This window comes from Myxococcus sp. AS-1-15, from assembly GCF_020037055.1.
Taxonomy (GTDB): Bacteria; Myxococcota; Myxococcia; order Myxococcales; family Myxococcaceae; genus Myxococcus; species Myxococcus fulvus.
Window position 1 is genome coordinate 226,854 of record NZ_JAIQDF010000012.1, and the last position, 16,610, is coordinate 243,463.

The window sequence follows — 16,610 nt, forward strand, 5'->3', positions numbered from 1 at the left end:
CGAGCATCCACCTCCCCCTGCGTAGTGGAGGCCACCCACATGGCGTCGGAAGAGGCGGTTCAGTCCCCATCCGAAACAGCGGCGAACGCGGTATCCACTCCGAATCCCTCCGAGGCTCCCGAGGCGGTGTCAGCTGCTCCCGAGAAGCTCGATGAGATAGAGGAGATCGACTTCCTCCTCGAGGAGATTGAAAGCAAGATCGCCCCGCTCGCCCTGGCATGAGCACGGCTGGCGAGGTCCGCTCGTACCGGGACACCTTCGTCCCGTACTGGCATCCGGTGGCGTACGCCCATGAGCTTCGGGAAGGCCCCCTGGCCGCCCGGCTCCTGGAGACGGAGCTGGTCCTCTGGCGCACCGCCTCCGGTGTCGCGGCCACCCAACGCTACTGCGCGCACCGCGGAGCAGACCTCTCCGCCGGGACTGTCACACCCCAGGGACTTCGCTGCGCGTTCCATGGATGGACATACGCCCAGAGCGGCTCGTGTGTCCGCATTCCCTCTCAACCCCAGACGCCCGTCCCCGAGCGGGCCCGGGTGAGCCGCTACCTTGCCGCGGAGCGGCATGGGCTCATCTGGGTCTGTCTTTCGCCCGAGCCCGCGGCGCCGCTGCCCGAGTGGCCGGAGCTGGCCGACAGCGCGACGGTGGCCACGGTGCCGCTGCCCCGCCTGGACTGGGACACGTCCGCCGGGCGCATGGTGGAAATCGTCCTGGACGTGGCTCACCTATCGTTCGTTCATGAGGGCACGTTCGGCAATCCGGAGCAGCCCGAGGTGCCGGCGTATGACGTGGAGAAGCTGCCGGACGGGCTGCGCGCGCAGATTGTCTACCCGGCGCTGGCGCCCGCGGTGGGGAGCGCTCCACCCCGGGTGGACCGCACCACGCTCACGTACGAGGTGACGTTCCCCTTCACCGCGCGGCTCACCTTCAAGCCCACGCTCTTCTATCCGCACACCGTCTACGCGGTGGCCTCGCCCTGGTCGGAGGAGAAGATGCAGTGCTTCTACTTCGCCTCGTACCACCCGAGGATCCGCAACTTCGCGGAGCTGTTCGTGAAGTCGGAGTCGGCCATCCTGGAGCAGGACCGCCGCGTCGCGGAGGGGCAGCGCCCGCGCGCGCACCCGCTGGACTTCTCCGGAGAGGTCCCCGTGAAGGCGGACCGGCTCCCCATCGAATACCGCCGGGCCCTCGCGGCCCTGCGCCTGGGCCGTCCTCCGGACGCGCCCGCATTGGACTAGCCACAGGAGTCGCTCGAACGTGAATGCCGGGGGCCGAAGCTGGGAGAGGTGCGTGTCCGTGGTGGCGCTGCTGGTCGCCGTGAGCGGCTGTCGGGAGAAGGACGCGGCCCCCAAGCCGCCGCCGCCCGCCGTCGTCGAGGCGAAGCCCGCCGCGCCTCCCGCCCCCAAGCCCGTGTCCGCCCAGGCCGCGCTCGTGGAGCGGGGCCGCTACCTGGGCGAGTCGGTGCTCGGCTGCGTGGACTGTCACACGCGGCGCGACACGGGCCGCTTCGGTGGACCCCTGTCGGGTCCCCCGCTCGCCGGCGCGTGCTTCGGCCCGGAGTGGGACCTCCCCGGCACGCTGTGCGCGCCCAACATCACCTCCGACCCGGTGCACGGCGTGGGCAGGTGGACCGACGCCCAGCTGCTGCGCACCCTGCGCGAGGGCTACGGCCAGGGCGACCGCACGCTCTTCCCGATGATGCCGTACATGGAGTGGCGCGCCACCCTGTCCGACGGTGACGCGAAGGCCGTCGTCGCGTGGCTGCGCACCGTGCCCGCCGTGGCCCTCCCCACGCCTCCCTCCCAGCTCGCGCCCGAGGTGCTCGCGGACATCAAGGACCTGGCCGGCCCCCTGCCCGGACCCGTGGCCGAGCCCGCCCAGGACGACGTCTCCCGGGGCCGCTACCTGGCCACCATCGCCCAGTGCGCCTTCTGCCACGCCAGCGCGGACGAGGAGCCCAGGCCCTTCGCCGGAGGCCGCGCCGCCCCCACGCCCCTGGGCGAGGAGCCCGTGCCGTCCCTGCTCCCGGAGGGGCCCATCCTGAAGGACCTGAGCGAGGACGCCTTCGTCGCCCGCTTCACCGCCTTCAAGGACCTGGCCCCCGCCCCCAGCAAGAAGGGCCAGGTCAACAAGCTGTCCATGCCCTGGCGCGCCTTCTCCTCCATGAAGGAGGAGGACCTTCGCGCCGTGTACCGCTTCCTCAAGACCCAGGGCACGGCAACGCAGCGCGCCACGGGCCCATGAATTGGCGCGGCGCTTTCTGAGAAAGTAGGATACACGCCTAGCCCTCCGCTGAACGTCACCGTGCCCTGCGCTGGTGAGCCGCGCTGGACTCGAATCTCATGACCCTGTCCTTCAAGAAGTGCGTCCTGATGCTCCCGGTGCTGGCGGTTGCCTCGGGCTGCAACCTGCTCGACACGTCCGACGTGGAAGGCACGCGTGGCCGTGGTGCGCGAGCGTTCGACCCGTACTCGAGCTCCGCCTCCGGGGCCATCTCGCTGTCCCTGCTCTGGTACAAGGGCTGCGCCATGCTTCCCACGGGTGAGCCCGTGACGAAGGGTGACCTGAACCTGCCGGACTATGGCGCCACCTGCTACAACCTGAACAACGGCTACCCCTCGGAGACGAAGCCCTTCGAGCCGGTGGAGCCCTTCGCCCGGATGATCGTCACGCCGGGGGAGCTGTACTTCCTGCGCGAGTTCTCCGCGATGGACGTGGAGCTGGCGCGCTTCGAGGACCCCAACGACAGGCGCACGCCGGCCGCGTGGATGCGGATGGAGTCGCTCTTCAAGGACCTGGACTGGTCCGGCCTGTCCTCGGGGCGCGACGCGTGGAAGCGCCTGGAGCCGAAGACGTTCCTGCGCGAGACCTTCTACGAGAACGCCGCGTGGATGCTGGCCACGGACGACACGTTCCTCCTGGAGGTGCTGGACGCGGACGGCAACGTGCGCACCAGCATCACGTACTCGCGCCGGGACTTCCTCGCGGAGAGCGCCGTCACGGGCCGCACCCGCGCCAGCTTCACGGTGACGGGCCTGCAGCGCCCGCTGTTCCCCGGAGACCCGACGCCGCGCCGGGCGGAGAACTACGACGCGCTCGAGTTCGCCACGGCGGTGAAGGTGTCGCTCGCCAACTCCACCAACCCGTTCAAGTCCTTCACCATGCCGGACCTGCGGGGCGAGGGCGTCATCCGCCTCACCTGGAGCCAGCTGCCGCTCAAGCCGTTCCTCTTCCCCGTCACCTTCCAGCCCTCCTCGGAGCGGCTCGCGACGTGCTACCAGCTGGGGCCGGACGGGCTGGCCACGGACGTGCCCACGCCGTGCGGCTTCGGCCTCAAGCAGCAGGTGCAGGTGTCGCGCCCCGCCAACGGCACCTTCTTCAACGCCGGTGAGACGGTGGACTTCGTGGTGTCGCTGCAGGACGGCGACGGCCACGGCCTGCACCCGCGCGACTCCATGCCGTCGTACTTCGACTACCTGGGGGAGGGCTCCAACGGCCTGGCCTACTTCAACGAGCAGATGCTGCTGACGTGGCGTGACAGCAGCGCGTCCGAGTCCGGCTTCAAGGTCGTGGGTCCGCTGCAGAACCTGAAGGTGGTCAACGGGGACTATGTGCCCAAGGACTACTTCGCCTATCCGGCCGCGAGCGAGCCGCAGTTCTACGTGCCGCCGGACATCATGGCCGTCGCGGGCGGCATGGCGGTGCGTCCGACGACGCGCTACGCGGTGCCGCTGCCTCCGGACGCGAAGCCCGGCACCTACGCCATCCTGCTCAAGGGGCACCGCAACTACGAGGGTGAGCGGCTCAACCGGCTGGACCCGTTCTTCTTCCAGGTGGGCCAGGCCGCGCCGACCTCGTACCCGGGCCGCATCGGCAACTGCCAGGTGTGCCACAACGGCGTGGGCTCGCTGAGCAACGTGCACCACGGCGTCTCGGTGGACCACGTGGAGACGTGCAAGGTGTGTCACCACGACGACGTGGTGGGGCACGTGTCGGACTTCATCCACCGGCTGCACATCTCGTCGCCGAAGTACGCGCAGAACAAGGGTGACTGCACCCTGTGCCACCTGACGCGCGAGAGCACGCTGCGTCCGAGCATGAACGCGTGCGCGGGCTGCCACCCGGGCACGCACGGCACCGAGTACTTCGACCTGCAGTTCCAGGAGCTCAACTCTCCCCCCAACGCCTTTGGCAACTGCGCCAACGCCTGCCACGTGACGACGGTTCCCGCCGAGCACGTGCTGCCGGCGCGCTGAGCCCTTCGAGGACCGCGATGAAGCTCCGCTCCCTAGCCTCCAGCTTCCTGCTCTTCGCCGCCGCCGGTGGGTGTTCCAGCTCCGACGCGCCCGTCAACATCCCGCCGGACACCGCGCCCGTCGTCGACCTGCCGGCGCGCACGACGAACGTCTCCGGCGTGCTCTACGACCCGGAGGCGTTCCTCGTCGCCTTCATGACGGTGCCCGAGGAGGAGGCCGGCAACGCGCTGCCCGGCCTCTTCGAGGGGCCGTACACCTTCCTGTCCGCCATCATGGGGGGGCAGGTGTCGCTGTCGTCACCGGAGGGCGGCGGCGCGCTGGTGTCGGCGCCGTCGGACTTCGGAGGGACCTGGTCGGTGGTGGGGGCTCCGTCAGGTGAGACGACGGCCTATCTCGCGTCCGCGACGCCTCCCGAGGAGCCGGTGGAGCCAAACCCCGACTTCCCCGTCCCGATGCCGACGACGACGTACTTCCCCACGACGTACGTGCGGCCCATCCTGGCGAGCGTCACGCAGTGCTACGGCCAGGCCGCGGTGCTCGTGGGCAACACGGGCGCGCTGGACGCGGTGGCGCAGGCGATGACGGAGGCGGGCACGCCGACGACGCCCGCGGACCTGTTGGACCCGACGAAGACGGGCGGTGTCGCGCTCCTGTTCGTGCACGACATGAGCTTCCTGGCGGACCTGTTCCAGACGCCGGTGTCCAGCATCGCGGAGGCGTCCGCGGGGCGGCTCTTCCCGCTCGACTGGGCGCCGGTGGAGGAGGCTCCGCTGCCGGGGCAGTCGCCGATGGGCTTCATGGTGCTGCCCGGCTCGGAGAGCTTCCTGGGCTACTTCGCGCTGGTGCTGCCGCCCAACACCACGGAGCCGGTGACGGTGAACCTGGTGGACACCTTCGTGCCGGAGCCGGAGCCGGACCCCGAGGCGCCGCCCCGGCCGTACCTGATTCCGCCGGTCATCGTGGAGCCGCGCCCGGGTGAGGTGAGCGTGTACCGGGCCTTCGGGCAGATTCCGATGCCGCCGGGCGAGGAGCCGCCTCCCGGGGGTGGGCTCGAGGACCCGCCGCCGCCGGAGCCGGAGCCCACGTGGACCTGCTACATCCCGCCTCCGCCCGTGGAGCTGCCCGAGGAACCTGTCGACCCCGAGGGTCCGCCGGCGGAGTAGCGACGAGGGCCCCCAGGCCGTTGGGTCGTGACACGAGGACGCGCTCCGATGTCGAGGAGCCGTCCTCGGTTCGTTTCGTGGGGATGCTTCGGTCGTGAGGGTTCGTGTGTAGGGGCGGTACGTCACGAGAGCACGCGCTCCGACTTCGATGCACCCGGTCTCCGCCTGGTTAGCTCGGATGCCGCGGCCATGAGGCGCGCGCCCGGATGGCGGTAGGCCACGCGAGCATTCGCCCCGAGGTTTCGCGTCCTCGGCTGGAGGAGCGAGCTCGTGGCGGCAGGTGCCCGCCTCGGGCCCCCGCTCAGGTCCCGGGCCGCACGCGCAGCTCGCGGAAGCGGACCGAGGGCTGCCCGAAGGACACGGGCAGCGGGCCATGGTCCAGCTTGCGGCACCCTCGCGTGGCGAAGAGGTTGCGCGCGTCGGCGCCCACCGCATCGATGTGGGCCAGCGCCGTCAGCCCGTTGCCGGAGAGGACGCCGGGGCCCACGCGAGGGCCCGCGCGCCCGTCGCGCACCAGGCGCGCCTCGACGATGTAAAAGCTGAAGTCCCCCGACAGGAGGTTCATGTGCCGCGGCGTGAGGTGCTGCACGAGCAGCCCGTGGCCCACGTCCGCGAGGAGGGACGCCAGGTCGCCTTCATGCGGCTCCACGCGGGTGTGCGCCATGCGTGGCAGGGGCGGGTGACGGAAGTCCACGCGCCGGCCATGACCGTTGGGCTCCAGGCCGAGCGCGCGGGCGCTGCGCGCATCCAGCATGGGCGAGGTGACGATGCCTCCACGCAGCAGGGGCACCGCGCGCGCGGCGTGCCCCTCGTCATCCCACGTGAAGCCGAGCGCACCCTGCGCATCCGTGGGGTCGTCGGACACGTGGACGAAGGGCTCGGCCACGCGCTGTCCCAGTCTGCGCGCGAGGAAGGAGCCGCCGCGCGCGACGACATCGCCCTCCAGGGGATGGCCGCAGACCTCATGGAAGAAGCACGCGGACGCCGCGCCCGGAGGGAAGAGCACGGGCAGCGCATCGTCGGGGCACGGCACGGCGGGAGTCGTCTCCCGGAGCTCACGCACCAGCGTGTCCACCCACGCTTCCAGCGAGGGCAGGGCGGCATGGAGGCGCGTGGCGTCGGGATGCGTGACGCAGCGCCACGCATCGAACCGGGGACCGCCGGCCTCGCCATGGAACGCCTTCACCTCCAGCAAGGCATGGCGCGTGTGGTCCTCCACCATCCGCTCGGGCTGAGCGTGGAGCGTCCAGCGGTCCACCTCACGCAGCGTCACCTCGAGGTGGAGCGCCCCGGCCGCGCGTGCGACGTCCACGAGCCGGCGCACCACGTCCTCACGGAGCGCGGCGCCCTCCGAGAGCCTGGAGGACTCGGCGAGCGGCGCACGTGCCCGTTCGAGCACTTCGGACGGGAGGAGCCCCGGAGCGGGTGTTCCACGAGACAACTCCGTCCACGTGTATTCACCGTGGCTCGGGGGACCTTTGCGGACACAGGCGCCACGCTCGAAGGTGGCGGGCAGAATCCGTGTGCCGGAGCGGAGGTGGAGCACGTCGGAGACTTCGCGCCGCTCCACGAACCAATCCAAGACGAGGGCTCCTTGTGTCAGCGTCGGGGGCGCGCGAGGGAACGCGTCCCTCCGGGTTGTATCACGCTGCGCGCTGCTGGACCGAGACCCCACCCACGCGCACGCGCCGCGAAGATGTCGAGCATGACCTCCGGGCGGCTTTGGCCTCGAGCCTGTCTGGGTGCACCGATTGATTCCGATGAGGCCCGCCAGCCCGTGTCGACAGGGTGCTTCGCAGTGGGCGGGCATCAGGCCGAAGGGCATGACGGCCCCAGGGAGAGGGCCCTCGGTCATGCGCGATGGCGCGCGCCGACTGATTCTGATGGGAGCCTGCGAGCCCCTGAGGCCGGGGCGCTTCGCGGTGAGCAGTTCATCGGGTTGATGCCGCGACGGACTTCGGACAGGTCTCTGCGACGAGCCTGTCTCGGTCTGGCCCTCGGGCTCCGATAGGAGCCGGCCTCCGCCGCTCGCGCGCTTCGTGGCGAGCAAGGTGTCGGGTCGAGAACGGCGATGGACTCCAGCCAGGTTCCCGCGATGAGACTGGCTCGGTCAGTCCCGTGGGCTCCGATGGGAGCCGATCTCCACGGAGAGCGTGCTTCGTGGTGCGCGGGGCCTCCGGTCGAGGGCCGTGGCGGACTTCCGTGATGCATCTGTCTCGGTCTCGTTGGTTGATTCATGATGGGCTTCATCCCGTGATGACGGTGGGCAGGTCGTCAGGTTTCGGATGTGCCGAGCGATGCGAGTCGGGAGTCTGCATGTCGGAGCATGACGAGGACGTGAGGTTGGAAGACGCCAGCCTGGTCTCCACGGGCGGCCTGTCGCCCCAGGACTGGAGTGTCCTGGCGCGGGAGGTGATGGACCGTCTGGGCCGCGAGCGTGGCTGGCGGGGCGTGGAGCTCTACCTGCTGTCGTACGACAACCTGTCGCTGGACTACGACGTCGCCTCGAAGACCTTCTCCAGCAGCTCCGGTGGCGCGCTCACCGTCTCGGCCCGGGTCTGGCTCGGGGAGGCCGTGGGCACCGCCATCGATTGCGTGCATGACCGGGCGACCCTGGAGCAGGTGTTGCTGTCCGCGGAGGAGAAGGCTCGCACGGGGTCGACCGGGGTCTTCCCCACGACACCGTCGCCAGGAACCCCGCTGCCCACGGACGCATGGCGCGGGGCGACGGACTTCTCTCGCGCCCACCGGTGCGCCGAACGCATGGTGAAGGACGTGCTGCCCCCCGGCGTCGTCGTGCAGGCCCTGGTGGTGAAGCAGGAATGCACGGGCGCCTTGTCCGTGCGAAGCGACGGCTTCGAGGCGTTCCGTCGGACCCATCAGGAGGTCGCCTTCCTGCGCTGCGAGACCTCTCGCGGCGCGGTGGTGGACGCCGTGCCCCTTTCTTGGGAGGCCTCGAAGGGGAAGGGCGACCTCGAGCCCATCCGCGCCCGGCTGGCCGACGCCGTGGCCGCGCTCGAAGGACCCGCGAAGCAAGCGGACCGCGCGCTCCCGCTCGTGCTGCGGCCCCTGGTCGCGGCGCCGCTCGTCGCGGGGCTCACGTGGCTGTTGCGAGGAGACATCGCCACCGCGACGCCCGCGCTCGTGCGCGCCGTGGGCCGCAAGCTCTTCCCCTCCATCCTGACCGTGGAGGACGACCCGCTGGACCCGCGCGGCCTCCAGCGCCGTCAGCTCGATGACGAAGGCCGGCCCACCCGCGTCCTGCGCCTCGTCGACGAGGGGCGCCTCGTGGGCTTCCTCCACTCGGAGGAGACGGCCGCGCGCCTCGGCGTCGAACCTGGAGGCCGAGGGCTCCGCGACCTCGTGCATCCGGCGACGCCCACGGCCCTCAACTTCTGCGTCCTGCCGCGCGAGGACACCCTGCCCGCCGACTACACGGAGCTGGTGGCGCGCGTGGAGAACTTCTCCACCATGTCCACGCCCGGCATCGTGTCGCTCATCGCGGGAGGCTGGGAGGTCCGCGACGGCCGCCGCGTGCACCGCGTCGAGCCGCTGGAGCTGGAGCTGCCCGTGCTCGAGACGTTCCGCTCCCTGCGCGGCGTGGGCTCGGACCTGGCCTTCTTCCCCTCGGCGGAGGGCTGCGGCACGCCCACCCTGGTCCTCCCTCCGCCGGGAGGCTGAGCCGTCAGCGCCGACGCACGGGCTCGTGGCGCCACACCGCGCGCCACCGCGCCAGCTCATCCAGCAGCGAGCGCACCCCCGCGCGAGGAAACGCACGCGGCGGCAGTCGCCGGAAGAAGTCCTCCTCCAACGTCCCCACCGACACCGGCCTGCCGGAGCTCAGCGTCTCCGTCAGCGCCTCGAGCCGCCGCCGCGCCACCGGCGAAGGGCGCAGCGTCCGCGAAAACCCATTGGCCGCCACCACCACCTGTCCGCCCTCCAGCGGCACGGTGACGATGGGCCGCGCGGGGCTGCCCACCACCGTGTCCTCGGGCGTGAGCGGCGAGAGCCCCCGCGCCTCCGGAGGCGGCCCATCCAGCGCGCCGTTGGTGAGGAAGCGCACCCAGCCCTCGGTGAGCGTGTTGCGCGTCGTGCGCAAGCCCTGTCCGCGCCCCTGCTTGCCGAGCGCGTCGCGCACCGACCTCGGCAGCGCCCAACCCTCGACCCGGGGCAGCTCTCCATGGGACAGCCGCTGCGGCCACGGCTGCTCGGGCGCGCGGTCCAGGAACATGGGCGCGCGGAAGTTGAAGCCCAGCGAGGCGGCGATGGTGAGGCCCTCGCTCGGCTCCGAGCGATGCCAGTACGACGAGGGCCAGTACATGATGTCGCCCGCGCCGGCCTCCAGGAAGCTCGCCTGCGCCATCACCTGACGCGTGTCCTCCGCGTCGCGCAGCACCACGCCATGTGGCCGGTCCTTCAGCCCCGGGTCCGCGTGCGGCGCCACCTCCGGTCTGGAGCGCATCGCCTCCAGCGGCCAGAAGCTCATCCGTCGACGTCCCCGGATGACGAAGTAGAAGACGTGCAGGTCATCCTTGTGGATGCCGAAGGGCGTGTGTCGGTAGTTGCCCAGGAACAGCGCGGAGTCCGCGCCCCCCAGCGGCACGCCGAGCGCGCCGTGGACGCCGGACAGGAAGGTGCGCATCTGGAGCCAGTGACTCCAGTGGTGGCTCTGCGTGTTGCTCAGCACCAGCCCGAACCTGCGTCCGTGGAGCAGGTGCTCCATCCGCCGCGCGTACCCGTCGACGTCGCCGTCTTCCGCCAGGGGCAGGTAGCGCGACATCGCCACGGCCGCGAAGACCTCCGGCGGTCCCTCCGCCGTGGCCTCGTGCTCCACGTAGAAGCGCACCGGCAGCATCACCTCGCCCTGGCGGTAGCGCGTGCCCACGTCCACCAGCGCCTCGAAGATTTCGGCGGGCGATGGAAAGTGGCGGGGGAACAGGCTGGGGAAGAGGGTGGGCCCCACGTCCCAGTGCTCGCGGGCGAAGCGCTTCCAGAAGGCCCTGGGCAGGGCGAGGGACGGTTCGACCGGGAGTGCGGCGGAGGCTCGTGCCATGGGTCCGGGGGGATGCGCGAGGAGAAGGCCAGGTGATACTAGCATCCGGCATCCGGGCTCCACGACACGGGGCGCCCGGCCAGGAGAATCGAGCATGGGGAAGGAGTCATCAGTGGCGGCGCGCGTGGACCCTTCGGTGGAGCGCGGCGTCGCGGCCCTGTGGACCGCGAAGCCGACGGAGCTGGTGGGCGAGTCGCGGGTGCTGCGCGCCCTGCCCAGGGTGGAGCTGCGGCGCGTGGGCCCCTTCGTCTTCTGCGACCACTTCGGCCCCGCCCCCGCCACGCCGGGCACCATGTCCGTGCCGCCCCATCCCCACGTGGGACTCCAGACGGTGACGTACCTGTTCTCCGGCGCCATCCGTCACCGCGACTCGGTGGGCTCGGTGCAGGACATCCACCCGGGGGACGTGAACTGGATGACCGCCGGGCGCGGCATCGTCCACGCCGAGGACGTCGACTCGAGCCCCGGCGCCGCCCCGCTGCACGGCCTGCAGACCTGGGTCGCCCTGCCGCGCGAGCACCGCCACACGACGCCGTCCTTCGAGCATGTCCCCGCCTCCAAGCTGCCCCTCGTCGAGCACGAGTGCGCCCGGGTGCGCGTGCTCGCCGGCCGGCTGGGGGACGCCGTGTCCCCCGTGCCCACCTTCCATCCCCTGACGTACCTGGACGTGGAGCTGGAGGCGGGCGCCTCGGTGTCGCTGCCCGTGGAGCCCACGCACGCGCTCGCGCTCTACGTGGCGGACGGGGAGGTGGCCGTGGGCGGGACGACGGTGGAGCGGGGCGTGCTCGCGCACCTGGAGGACGGCGGCGCCGCGCTGGCGCTGCACTCGGTGCGGGGCGGCCGGGCGGTGGTGCTGGGCGGTGAGCCGCTGCCGGACCCGCTGGTCATCTGGTGGAACTTCGTGGTGGACAGCGTGGCCGAGGGCCGCGCGCGGCTGGCGGACTGGGAGGCCGGACGCTTCCCGCCGCTCGCCCCCTGAGCTTCCGGGGTGACAGGCCCTCGCACCCGAGGGCTTCCTTCGCACGACGCGAATCCGGTGCATGCTGCGCGCGCACTCGGGAGGACATGGATGTCGGGTCAGTCGTTGGCGATGAAGCTCTTGGAGGGCGCTCGGGAGTGGGCGAAGCGCCTGCCGTCCCCGCTCTCCGGAGACGTCGCGGTGGACGTGGGCGGCAAGCGGCTGCGGCTGTCCCACGTGCGCGTGGAGACGGTGGTGCGCCAGCTGCTGGTCAAGGCGAAGAACGTGGAGCTGCGCCACTGGGAGGCCCGCCCGGAGCTCTATGACATCCGCCTGTCCGTGAAGGGCTGGAAGGTGCGCGTGGAGACGACGCTGGAGCGCGTGGAGTTCGCCTCGGGGCGCTACCGGCTGTGGCTGCGCACGCCCGGCCGCGTCGAGCTGGAGGAGTCGCGCGGCGCCTCGTCGCTGGTGATGGGCCTGCTGCGCGCGGGGGCCGGCCGCTCCGCGCTGCGCGCCATGGCGGAGCGCCTGTTGCCACCGGGTTTCCGCTGGGATGGTCAGGTGCTCCAGGTGGAGGGCCGCCTGCCTCCGGAGGGCGTGCTGTCCGCGAAGCTCTTCGAGAACGCGTCACTCGCCATGAGCGTCGAGCACGTCGAGGAGGGCCTGTGGCTGGGCGCGGAGGCGTGGCCCGGCCTGGTCGACCTGCTCCAGGCGGTGTTCGGCACGGAGCTGCCGCGCACGCCCCCGGGGATTTGAGCCCCGAGGGCCTGGAGGTCGCTCAGGCCAGCTCGACCTTGAAGCGGTGTCCGTGTGAGCGCTGGAGGCTGGAGCGGATGCGCACCTTGTCCCCGGGCTTCACCTGCACCCGCTCCCGGAACTCCTTCACCAGGAAGCCCCAGCACGTCGCGGGCGCGGTGGGGGAGGTCGACAGCACGGTGTGCTCGCCCATGTGCGCGCGGAAGTAGAGGGCCACGCCGCCCAGGGTGCCGGGCGCGTCCGCCTCGAGCACGGATTCGACGGGCGCCTCGTCCATCGCCTCCGTCAAGTCCTGGTCGAGCCTCACGTCCCGCAGCACGCAGGGCCTGGTGAGCAGCGTCTGCGGCGGGCCTGGCGGCACGTTCATCCCGCCCAGGTCGAAGTTCGGCCCGGCCACGTCGTACGCCTCGCGCAGGCGCTGGAGCACGGGGCGGAAGGACAGGCCGTAGAAGTCGTCGAGGTTCTCCGCCTCGCGCAGCATGCGCTGACCGGAGCTCACCGGCTCGGTCATCTGGACGCCGACGCACATCGCCTCGATGCGATGCGGAATCAGCCGGCCTCCGGGCGCGAGGAACCGCCGCGTCGCGTCCTGCATCGCGGGCAGCAGGTTCTCCCCGAACGGGTCCACGTTGAGCAGCTCATGGACAATCACATTCGCGCGCTCGGGCAGCTCCACGTCCCGGCTGTTGCCGTGGAACAGGGTGATGCGGTCCGCGACGCCATTCTCGGCGTACATCTCCAGCGCCACCTCCGCGATGGCGGACTCGTCGATGGCATAGACATGCCGCGCCCCTGCCTTCGCGGCGAGAATCGCGAGCACGCCCGTCCCCGTTCCGATGTCCAGGACGACCTGGTCCCTGGCGTGCCGGAACAGCGCCGAGCGGTACGCGTGCACGCGGACCGTGTCGTAGAGCATCCGGTGGTGCTCGGTGATGTCCGCGAAGCCCCCGGGCCCCATCAGGTAGCGCGAGCTGTCCACCGCCGCGCCCTCCACCGGCACCACCAGCGAGTGCTCGACGAGCGTGTCGAGCGCCTCGGTGAGCTGCTCGCGCGAGAAGGTGCTCGGCTTCGACAGCAGCGCCTCCTTCGGGAGCGCCGCCTGCAGCGAGCCCACCAACCACCACTGCGCGGGGGTGAGCGTCAACGGCGGCTGGGACATGGACCCGATGGCGGTCATCTGCCCCTGCGCGTTCATCATCAACAAGATGGACTGAGATACCCGGAGCTGCTCGGTCGACACGGTGGCCTCGCTCGGTTTCAACCCAATTCTAGGAAAGCGAGGCTGAGTCTGCCTTATCTCGAGGTCCATCCCACGCGCATTCGCGCGCTACTCATCCTCCGGGACGTTCAGTGCGCGTCGGGCCATGCCCATCGTCACGCCCATGGTGTGGAACGCCAGGCCGATGCCCCAGCCAATCGCGGGCCAGACCACGAACCAGGTGGGGCCGGAGAGGATGTCGATGAGGGTGAGCGCGCCGATGACGATGGTGTAGCTGAGGCCGTGCGTGGCGAGCCCCAGCAAGTCCTTGCGCAGCTTCAGGCGGTCCTCGTTCTTCTTCCCGCGGGTCGCCAGCGCGGCCTCCACGGACGCCTCGCTCAAGCCCATCTCGCGCGCCATGGCGAGCACCTCCTCGCGCGTGAGCTTCCGCTCGTGGGCGCGGCTCTTGAGGGCGTGGGTGCTCGCCTCGCGGATGAGGTCCGCGGCCTCCGCTTCGGTGAAGTGGGTGGGCGGCGACTGGGTTCGGGTCTCGGCCATGGACCGGGGACGTTAGTGCGTCACCCAGGCCCGCGTCGATACGAGGCGCCCACGCCCGACGGCCTCCGGCTCAGCCCGCCTTCTGCGCGGTCTTCGGCGCCTGGTACGTGCCGGGCAGCGTGCGGGCGGAGATGGCCAGGCGGTTCCAGGCGTTGATGGTGGCCACCGCGCCGGTGAGGTCCGCCAGCTCCTTGTCCGTGAAGTGCGGCTTCACCGCCTGGAAGACGGCGTGGGACACGTGGCCCTCCTTCAGGTTCGTCACCGCCTCCGTCCAGGCCAGCGCCGCGCGCTCGCGCTCGGTGTAGTAGGGGCTCTCCTCCCAGGCGTCCAGCCCGTACAGCCGCTGCTCCGACTCGCCGAGGGCGCGCAAGTCCTTCCAGTGCATGTCGATGCAGTAGGCGCACCCGTTGAGCTGCGAGGCACGCAGCTTGATGAGGTGCAGCAGGCCCGCCTCCAGGCCACACTGGTGCAGGTACTTCTCCAGCCCCATCATCGCGCTGTAGATGCCCGGGGCGAGCTTCGCGATGTCGAAACGCTGCGCTTCCATGGTGATTCCTCCGTGGCGAGCGGGACGTCGTGTCCGTTCGTCGATGGGCGTGAAGTAACCGGGCGGCGCCCACGGCGCGAGGGCCACTCGCGCACCCGTCGATGGAGCCACTTCAGCGCAGGGCCCGCGCGAGCAGGCGGACCCCTTCTTCAATCTGGTCCTCGGGCACGCAGGAATAGCCGAGCAGCAGCGCCCCGGGCCCCCGCGACGCGACGCGGAAGGCGGACAGGGGCTGCGTCATCACCCCGGCCTCGATGCCCCGCGCCGCGGCCACCCCGTCGTCCACGCCCGCTGGCAGCCAGCCCACCAGGTGCATGCCCGTGTGCAGGGGCTCAAGCCGCAGCCGTCCGGAGAGCTCGCGTCGGGCCGCCTCCAGCAGCGCCTGCTGCCTGCGCCCGTACAGCACGCGCATGCGCCGCACGTGGCGGCTGAAGTGGCCCTCGTGGAGGAAGTCCGCGAGCACCGCCTGCTCCACCACGGGCGTGTGGGTGTCGATGAACCGCCGCGCCGCGCAGAAGGCCCGCACCAGCGACTCCGGGACGACGAGGTAGCCCACCCGCAGCGCCGGGGACACCACCTTGCTGAACGTGCCGATGTAGATGACGCGCGCGTCCGGCGACAGCCCCTGGAGCGCGGGCAGCGGCCGGCCCTCGTAGCGGAACTCGCTGTCGTAGTCGTCCTCGACAATCCATGCATCCGAGCGCGCCGCCCACGCCAGCAGCGCCCGCCGCCGCGCCGGGCTCATCGCCACGCCCAGGGGGAACTGGTGCGCGGGCGTGACGATGGCCAGCCGCGCGTGCGGCGAGAGCCGCGCGCCCGCCTCCACGTCCAGCCCCTCGTCGTCCACCGGCACGGGCACCAGCGTGGCGCCCGCGGCCACGAGCGCGCCCCGGCTGGCGAAGTAGCCCGGGTCCTCCACCCACGCGGCGTCACCGGGGTCCAGCAGCACCTGCGCCGCCAGGCTCATCGCCTGCTGCGCTCCGTTGACGATGATGACCTGCTCCGGCACGCACCGCACCCCGCGCGAGGTGGCCAGGTAGTCCGCGACGGCGCGGCGCAGCGGCGGGTGCCCTCCGGGGTCCGCGCGCTTGAGCAGGTCCCCCCACGAGCGCCGCCAGCGCGTGTGCAGCAGCCGGCCCCACAGGTCGCTCGGGAAGGCGTCCACCGCGGGCGTGCCCATGCGGAAGGCCAGGCGGCTCTCGGGGATGCCCGGCGCGCTGAGCCGCACGTCCGGAAGGCCCGCCACCGCGCTGCCCCGGCGCGAGATTCCCGGCGTGTGCCGGGCCCCGGGCGCCTCCTGCCGGGCGCGCCGCGAGGACTGCAGCCGCTCCGGCAGCTCGCTGGCCACGTACGTGCCCGAGCCCAGGTGGCCGCGCAGATAGCCCTCCGACAAGAGCCGCGAGTACGCGTTGAGCACCGTGTTGCGCGACACGTCCACCTGCTCCGCCAGCGCCCGCGTGGAGAGCAGCCGCGTGCCCGGCCCCAGCCGCCCCGAGACGATGGCCGAGCGCAGCGCCTCCACCAGCTGCGTCTGCAGCGAAGCGCCCGTGGAGCCGTCCAACACCACCGACGTGGCCGCCATCACCGGAGGCCGCTTGCGCGCGCGACGCCGAGCGGGCTTGCCGCCGCGAGGCGCGGGCTTCGCGGACGTCATCGCGCCCGCTCCCACCCGGCGCTGGAACCCGGGCCGGGCCGGGTCCAGGGGAATTCACCGGGGTGATGTCCTGAATCACGAGCCATCACTGTTGGAAACGCGCGCAAGCGGGCTAGGTGGGGGGCGTAGCGCCCATCCAACGAGGGAAGGGGGAGCGTCATGTTCGGGGTGCCCTGGTTCCACTTCATCGTCGCGCCACCGCGCGCGAGAATCGAGGGAATGCGTGAGCGCCTCTTGCGCGCCGCCGAATCCCTGCTGCGCGAGGAGGGCCCCCAGGCGTTGACGCTGGAGGCCGTGGCCCGACGCGCCCACGCGGGCCGGGGTGCCCCGCGCTACCACTTCGGCGGGCGACAGGGGCTCCTGGAGGCGTTGGCCGCCCGTCAACACCCCCGCGTCCAGGGGCGACGTCGAGTGCCCCACACTGTGCGTTGAAGACGCTGTCGGCCCTCGTCACTTCGAGGGCGGACCCG

At 71.5% G+C, this 16,610-nt stretch carries 15 protein-coding genes; 9 read left to right on the forward strand and 6 right to left on the reverse strand.

What is annotated here, in order from left to right; translation table 11 throughout:
• The first annotated feature begins 39 nt into the window (after nucleotides 1-39).
• The 5 genes from K8625_RS29305 to K8625_RS29325 all read left to right on the forward strand — a co-directional run bounded on the left by K8625_RS29305 (nucleotide 40) and on the right by K8625_RS29325 (nucleotide 5,416).
• Nucleotides 40-222: a Xan family putative trans-acting RiPP leader peptide gene (locus K8625_RS29305; RefSeq protein WP_046711779.1), complete on the forward strand. Its 183-nt coding sequence runs from the start codon at nucleotides 40-42 to the stop codon at nucleotides 220-222.
• Complete coding sequence (locus K8625_RS29310) at nucleotides 219-1,235, forward strand: aromatic ring-hydroxylating dioxygenase subunit alpha (protein WP_223784552.1); 1,017 nt, start codon at nucleotides 219-221, stop codon at nucleotides 1,233-1,235. Before K8625_RS29305 ends, K8625_RS29310 begins: the two co-directional genes overlap by 4 nt.
• A 52-nt stretch (nucleotides 1,236-1,287) precedes the next feature.
• Nucleotides 1,288-2,241, forward strand: a complete 954-nt coding sequence (locus tag K8625_RS29315; protein ID WP_223784553.1) for a c-type cytochrome — start codon at nucleotides 1,288-1,290, stop codon at nucleotides 2,239-2,241.
• A gap of 98 nt (nucleotides 2,242-2,339) precedes the next feature.
• Nucleotides 2,340-4,253 carry a hypothetical protein gene (locus tag K8625_RS29320; RefSeq protein ID WP_223784554.1) on the forward strand — a complete coding sequence of 638 codons (1,914 nt, stop codon included), beginning with the start codon at nucleotides 2,340-2,342 and terminating at the stop codon, nucleotides 4,251-4,253.
• Between the two features lie 17 nt (nucleotides 4,254-4,270).
• Nucleotides 4,271-5,416, forward strand: coding sequence for a hypothetical protein (locus K8625_RS29325; protein ID WP_223784555.1), 1,146 nt, complete (start codon nucleotides 4,271-4,273; stop codon nucleotides 5,414-5,416).
• 301 nt (nucleotides 5,417-5,717) lie between these two features.
• Here K8625_RS29325 and K8625_RS29330 read toward each other — a convergent pair whose 3' ends face one another.
• A complete protein-coding gene (locus K8625_RS29330) occupies nucleotides 5,718-6,998 on the reverse strand; it encodes a TldD/PmbA family protein (RefSeq protein WP_223784556.1) in 1,281 nt (426 codons plus the stop codon).
• 734 nt (nucleotides 6,999-7,732) lie between these two features.
• On the opposite strand from K8625_RS29330, the gene K8625_RS29335 reads away from it, so the two are divergent.
• Nucleotides 7,733-9,097 carry a metallopeptidase TldD-related protein gene (locus K8625_RS29335; protein ID WP_223784557.1) on the forward strand — a complete coding sequence of 455 codons (1,365 nt, stop codon included), beginning with the start codon at nucleotides 7,733-7,735 and terminating at the stop codon, nucleotides 9,095-9,097.
• A gap of 4 nt (nucleotides 9,098-9,101) precedes the next feature.
• Here K8625_RS29335 and K8625_RS29340 read toward each other — a convergent pair whose 3' ends face one another.
• On the reverse strand, nucleotides 9,102-10,469 hold the full coding sequence (locus tag K8625_RS29340; protein WP_223784558.1) for a cupin-like domain-containing protein: 1,368 nt from the start codon (nucleotides 10,467-10,469) through the stop codon (nucleotides 9,102-9,104).
• Nucleotides 10,470-10,563: 94 nt separating this feature from the next.
• On the opposite strand from K8625_RS29340, the gene K8625_RS29345 reads away from it, so the two are divergent.
• Together K8625_RS29345 and K8625_RS29350 are read left to right on the forward strand one after the other, a co-directional pair.
• The gene (locus K8625_RS29345) at nucleotides 10,564-11,448 is read left to right on the forward strand and encodes a pirin family protein (RefSeq protein WP_223747930.1); all 885 of its coding nucleotides are present in this window, start codon (nucleotides 10,564-10,566) and stop codon (nucleotides 11,446-11,448) included.
• A 90-nt stretch (nucleotides 11,449-11,538) separates the two neighbouring features.
• Nucleotides 11,539-12,183, forward strand: a complete 645-nt coding sequence (locus tag K8625_RS29350) for a hypothetical protein (RefSeq protein ID WP_141332407.1) — start codon at nucleotides 11,539-11,541, stop codon at nucleotides 12,181-12,183.
• Nucleotides 12,184-12,205: 22 nt separating this feature from the next.
• Here the strand turns inward: K8625_RS29350 and K8625_RS29355 are convergent, their stop codons facing one another.
• The 4 genes from K8625_RS29355 to K8625_RS29370 all read right to left on the reverse strand — a co-directional run bounded on the left by K8625_RS29355 (nucleotide 12,206) and on the right by K8625_RS29370 (nucleotide 16,140).
• A complete protein-coding gene (locus tag K8625_RS29355) occupies nucleotides 12,206-13,423 on the reverse strand; it encodes a 50S ribosomal protein L11 methyltransferase (protein WP_223784559.1) in 1,218 nt (405 codons plus the stop codon).
• Between the two features lie 87 nt (nucleotides 13,424-13,510).
• A complete protein-coding gene (locus tag K8625_RS29360; protein WP_141332409.1) occupies nucleotides 13,511-13,939 on the reverse strand; it encodes a 2TM domain-containing protein in 429 nt (142 codons plus the stop codon).
• Nucleotides 13,940-14,009: 70 nt separating this feature from the next.
• The gene (locus tag K8625_RS29365; protein WP_223784560.1) at nucleotides 14,010-14,486 is read right to left on the reverse strand and encodes a carboxymuconolactone decarboxylase family protein; all 477 of its coding nucleotides are present in this window, start codon (nucleotides 14,484-14,486) and stop codon (nucleotides 14,010-14,012) included.
• Nucleotides 14,487-14,598: 112 nt separating this feature from the next.
• Nucleotides 14,599-16,140: a PLP-dependent aminotransferase family protein gene (locus K8625_RS29370; protein WP_223784561.1), complete on the reverse strand. Its 1,542-nt coding sequence runs from the start codon at nucleotides 16,138-16,140 to the stop codon at nucleotides 14,599-14,601.
• Nucleotides 16,141-16,299: 159 nt separating this feature from the next.
• On the opposite strand from K8625_RS29370, the gene K8625_RS29375 reads away from it, so the two are divergent.
• Complete coding sequence (locus tag K8625_RS29375; RefSeq protein WP_223747934.1) at nucleotides 16,300-16,572, forward strand: helix-turn-helix domain-containing protein; 273 nt, start codon at nucleotides 16,300-16,302, stop codon at nucleotides 16,570-16,572.
• The last annotated feature ends 38 nt before the right edge of the window (nucleotides 16,573-16,610 follow it).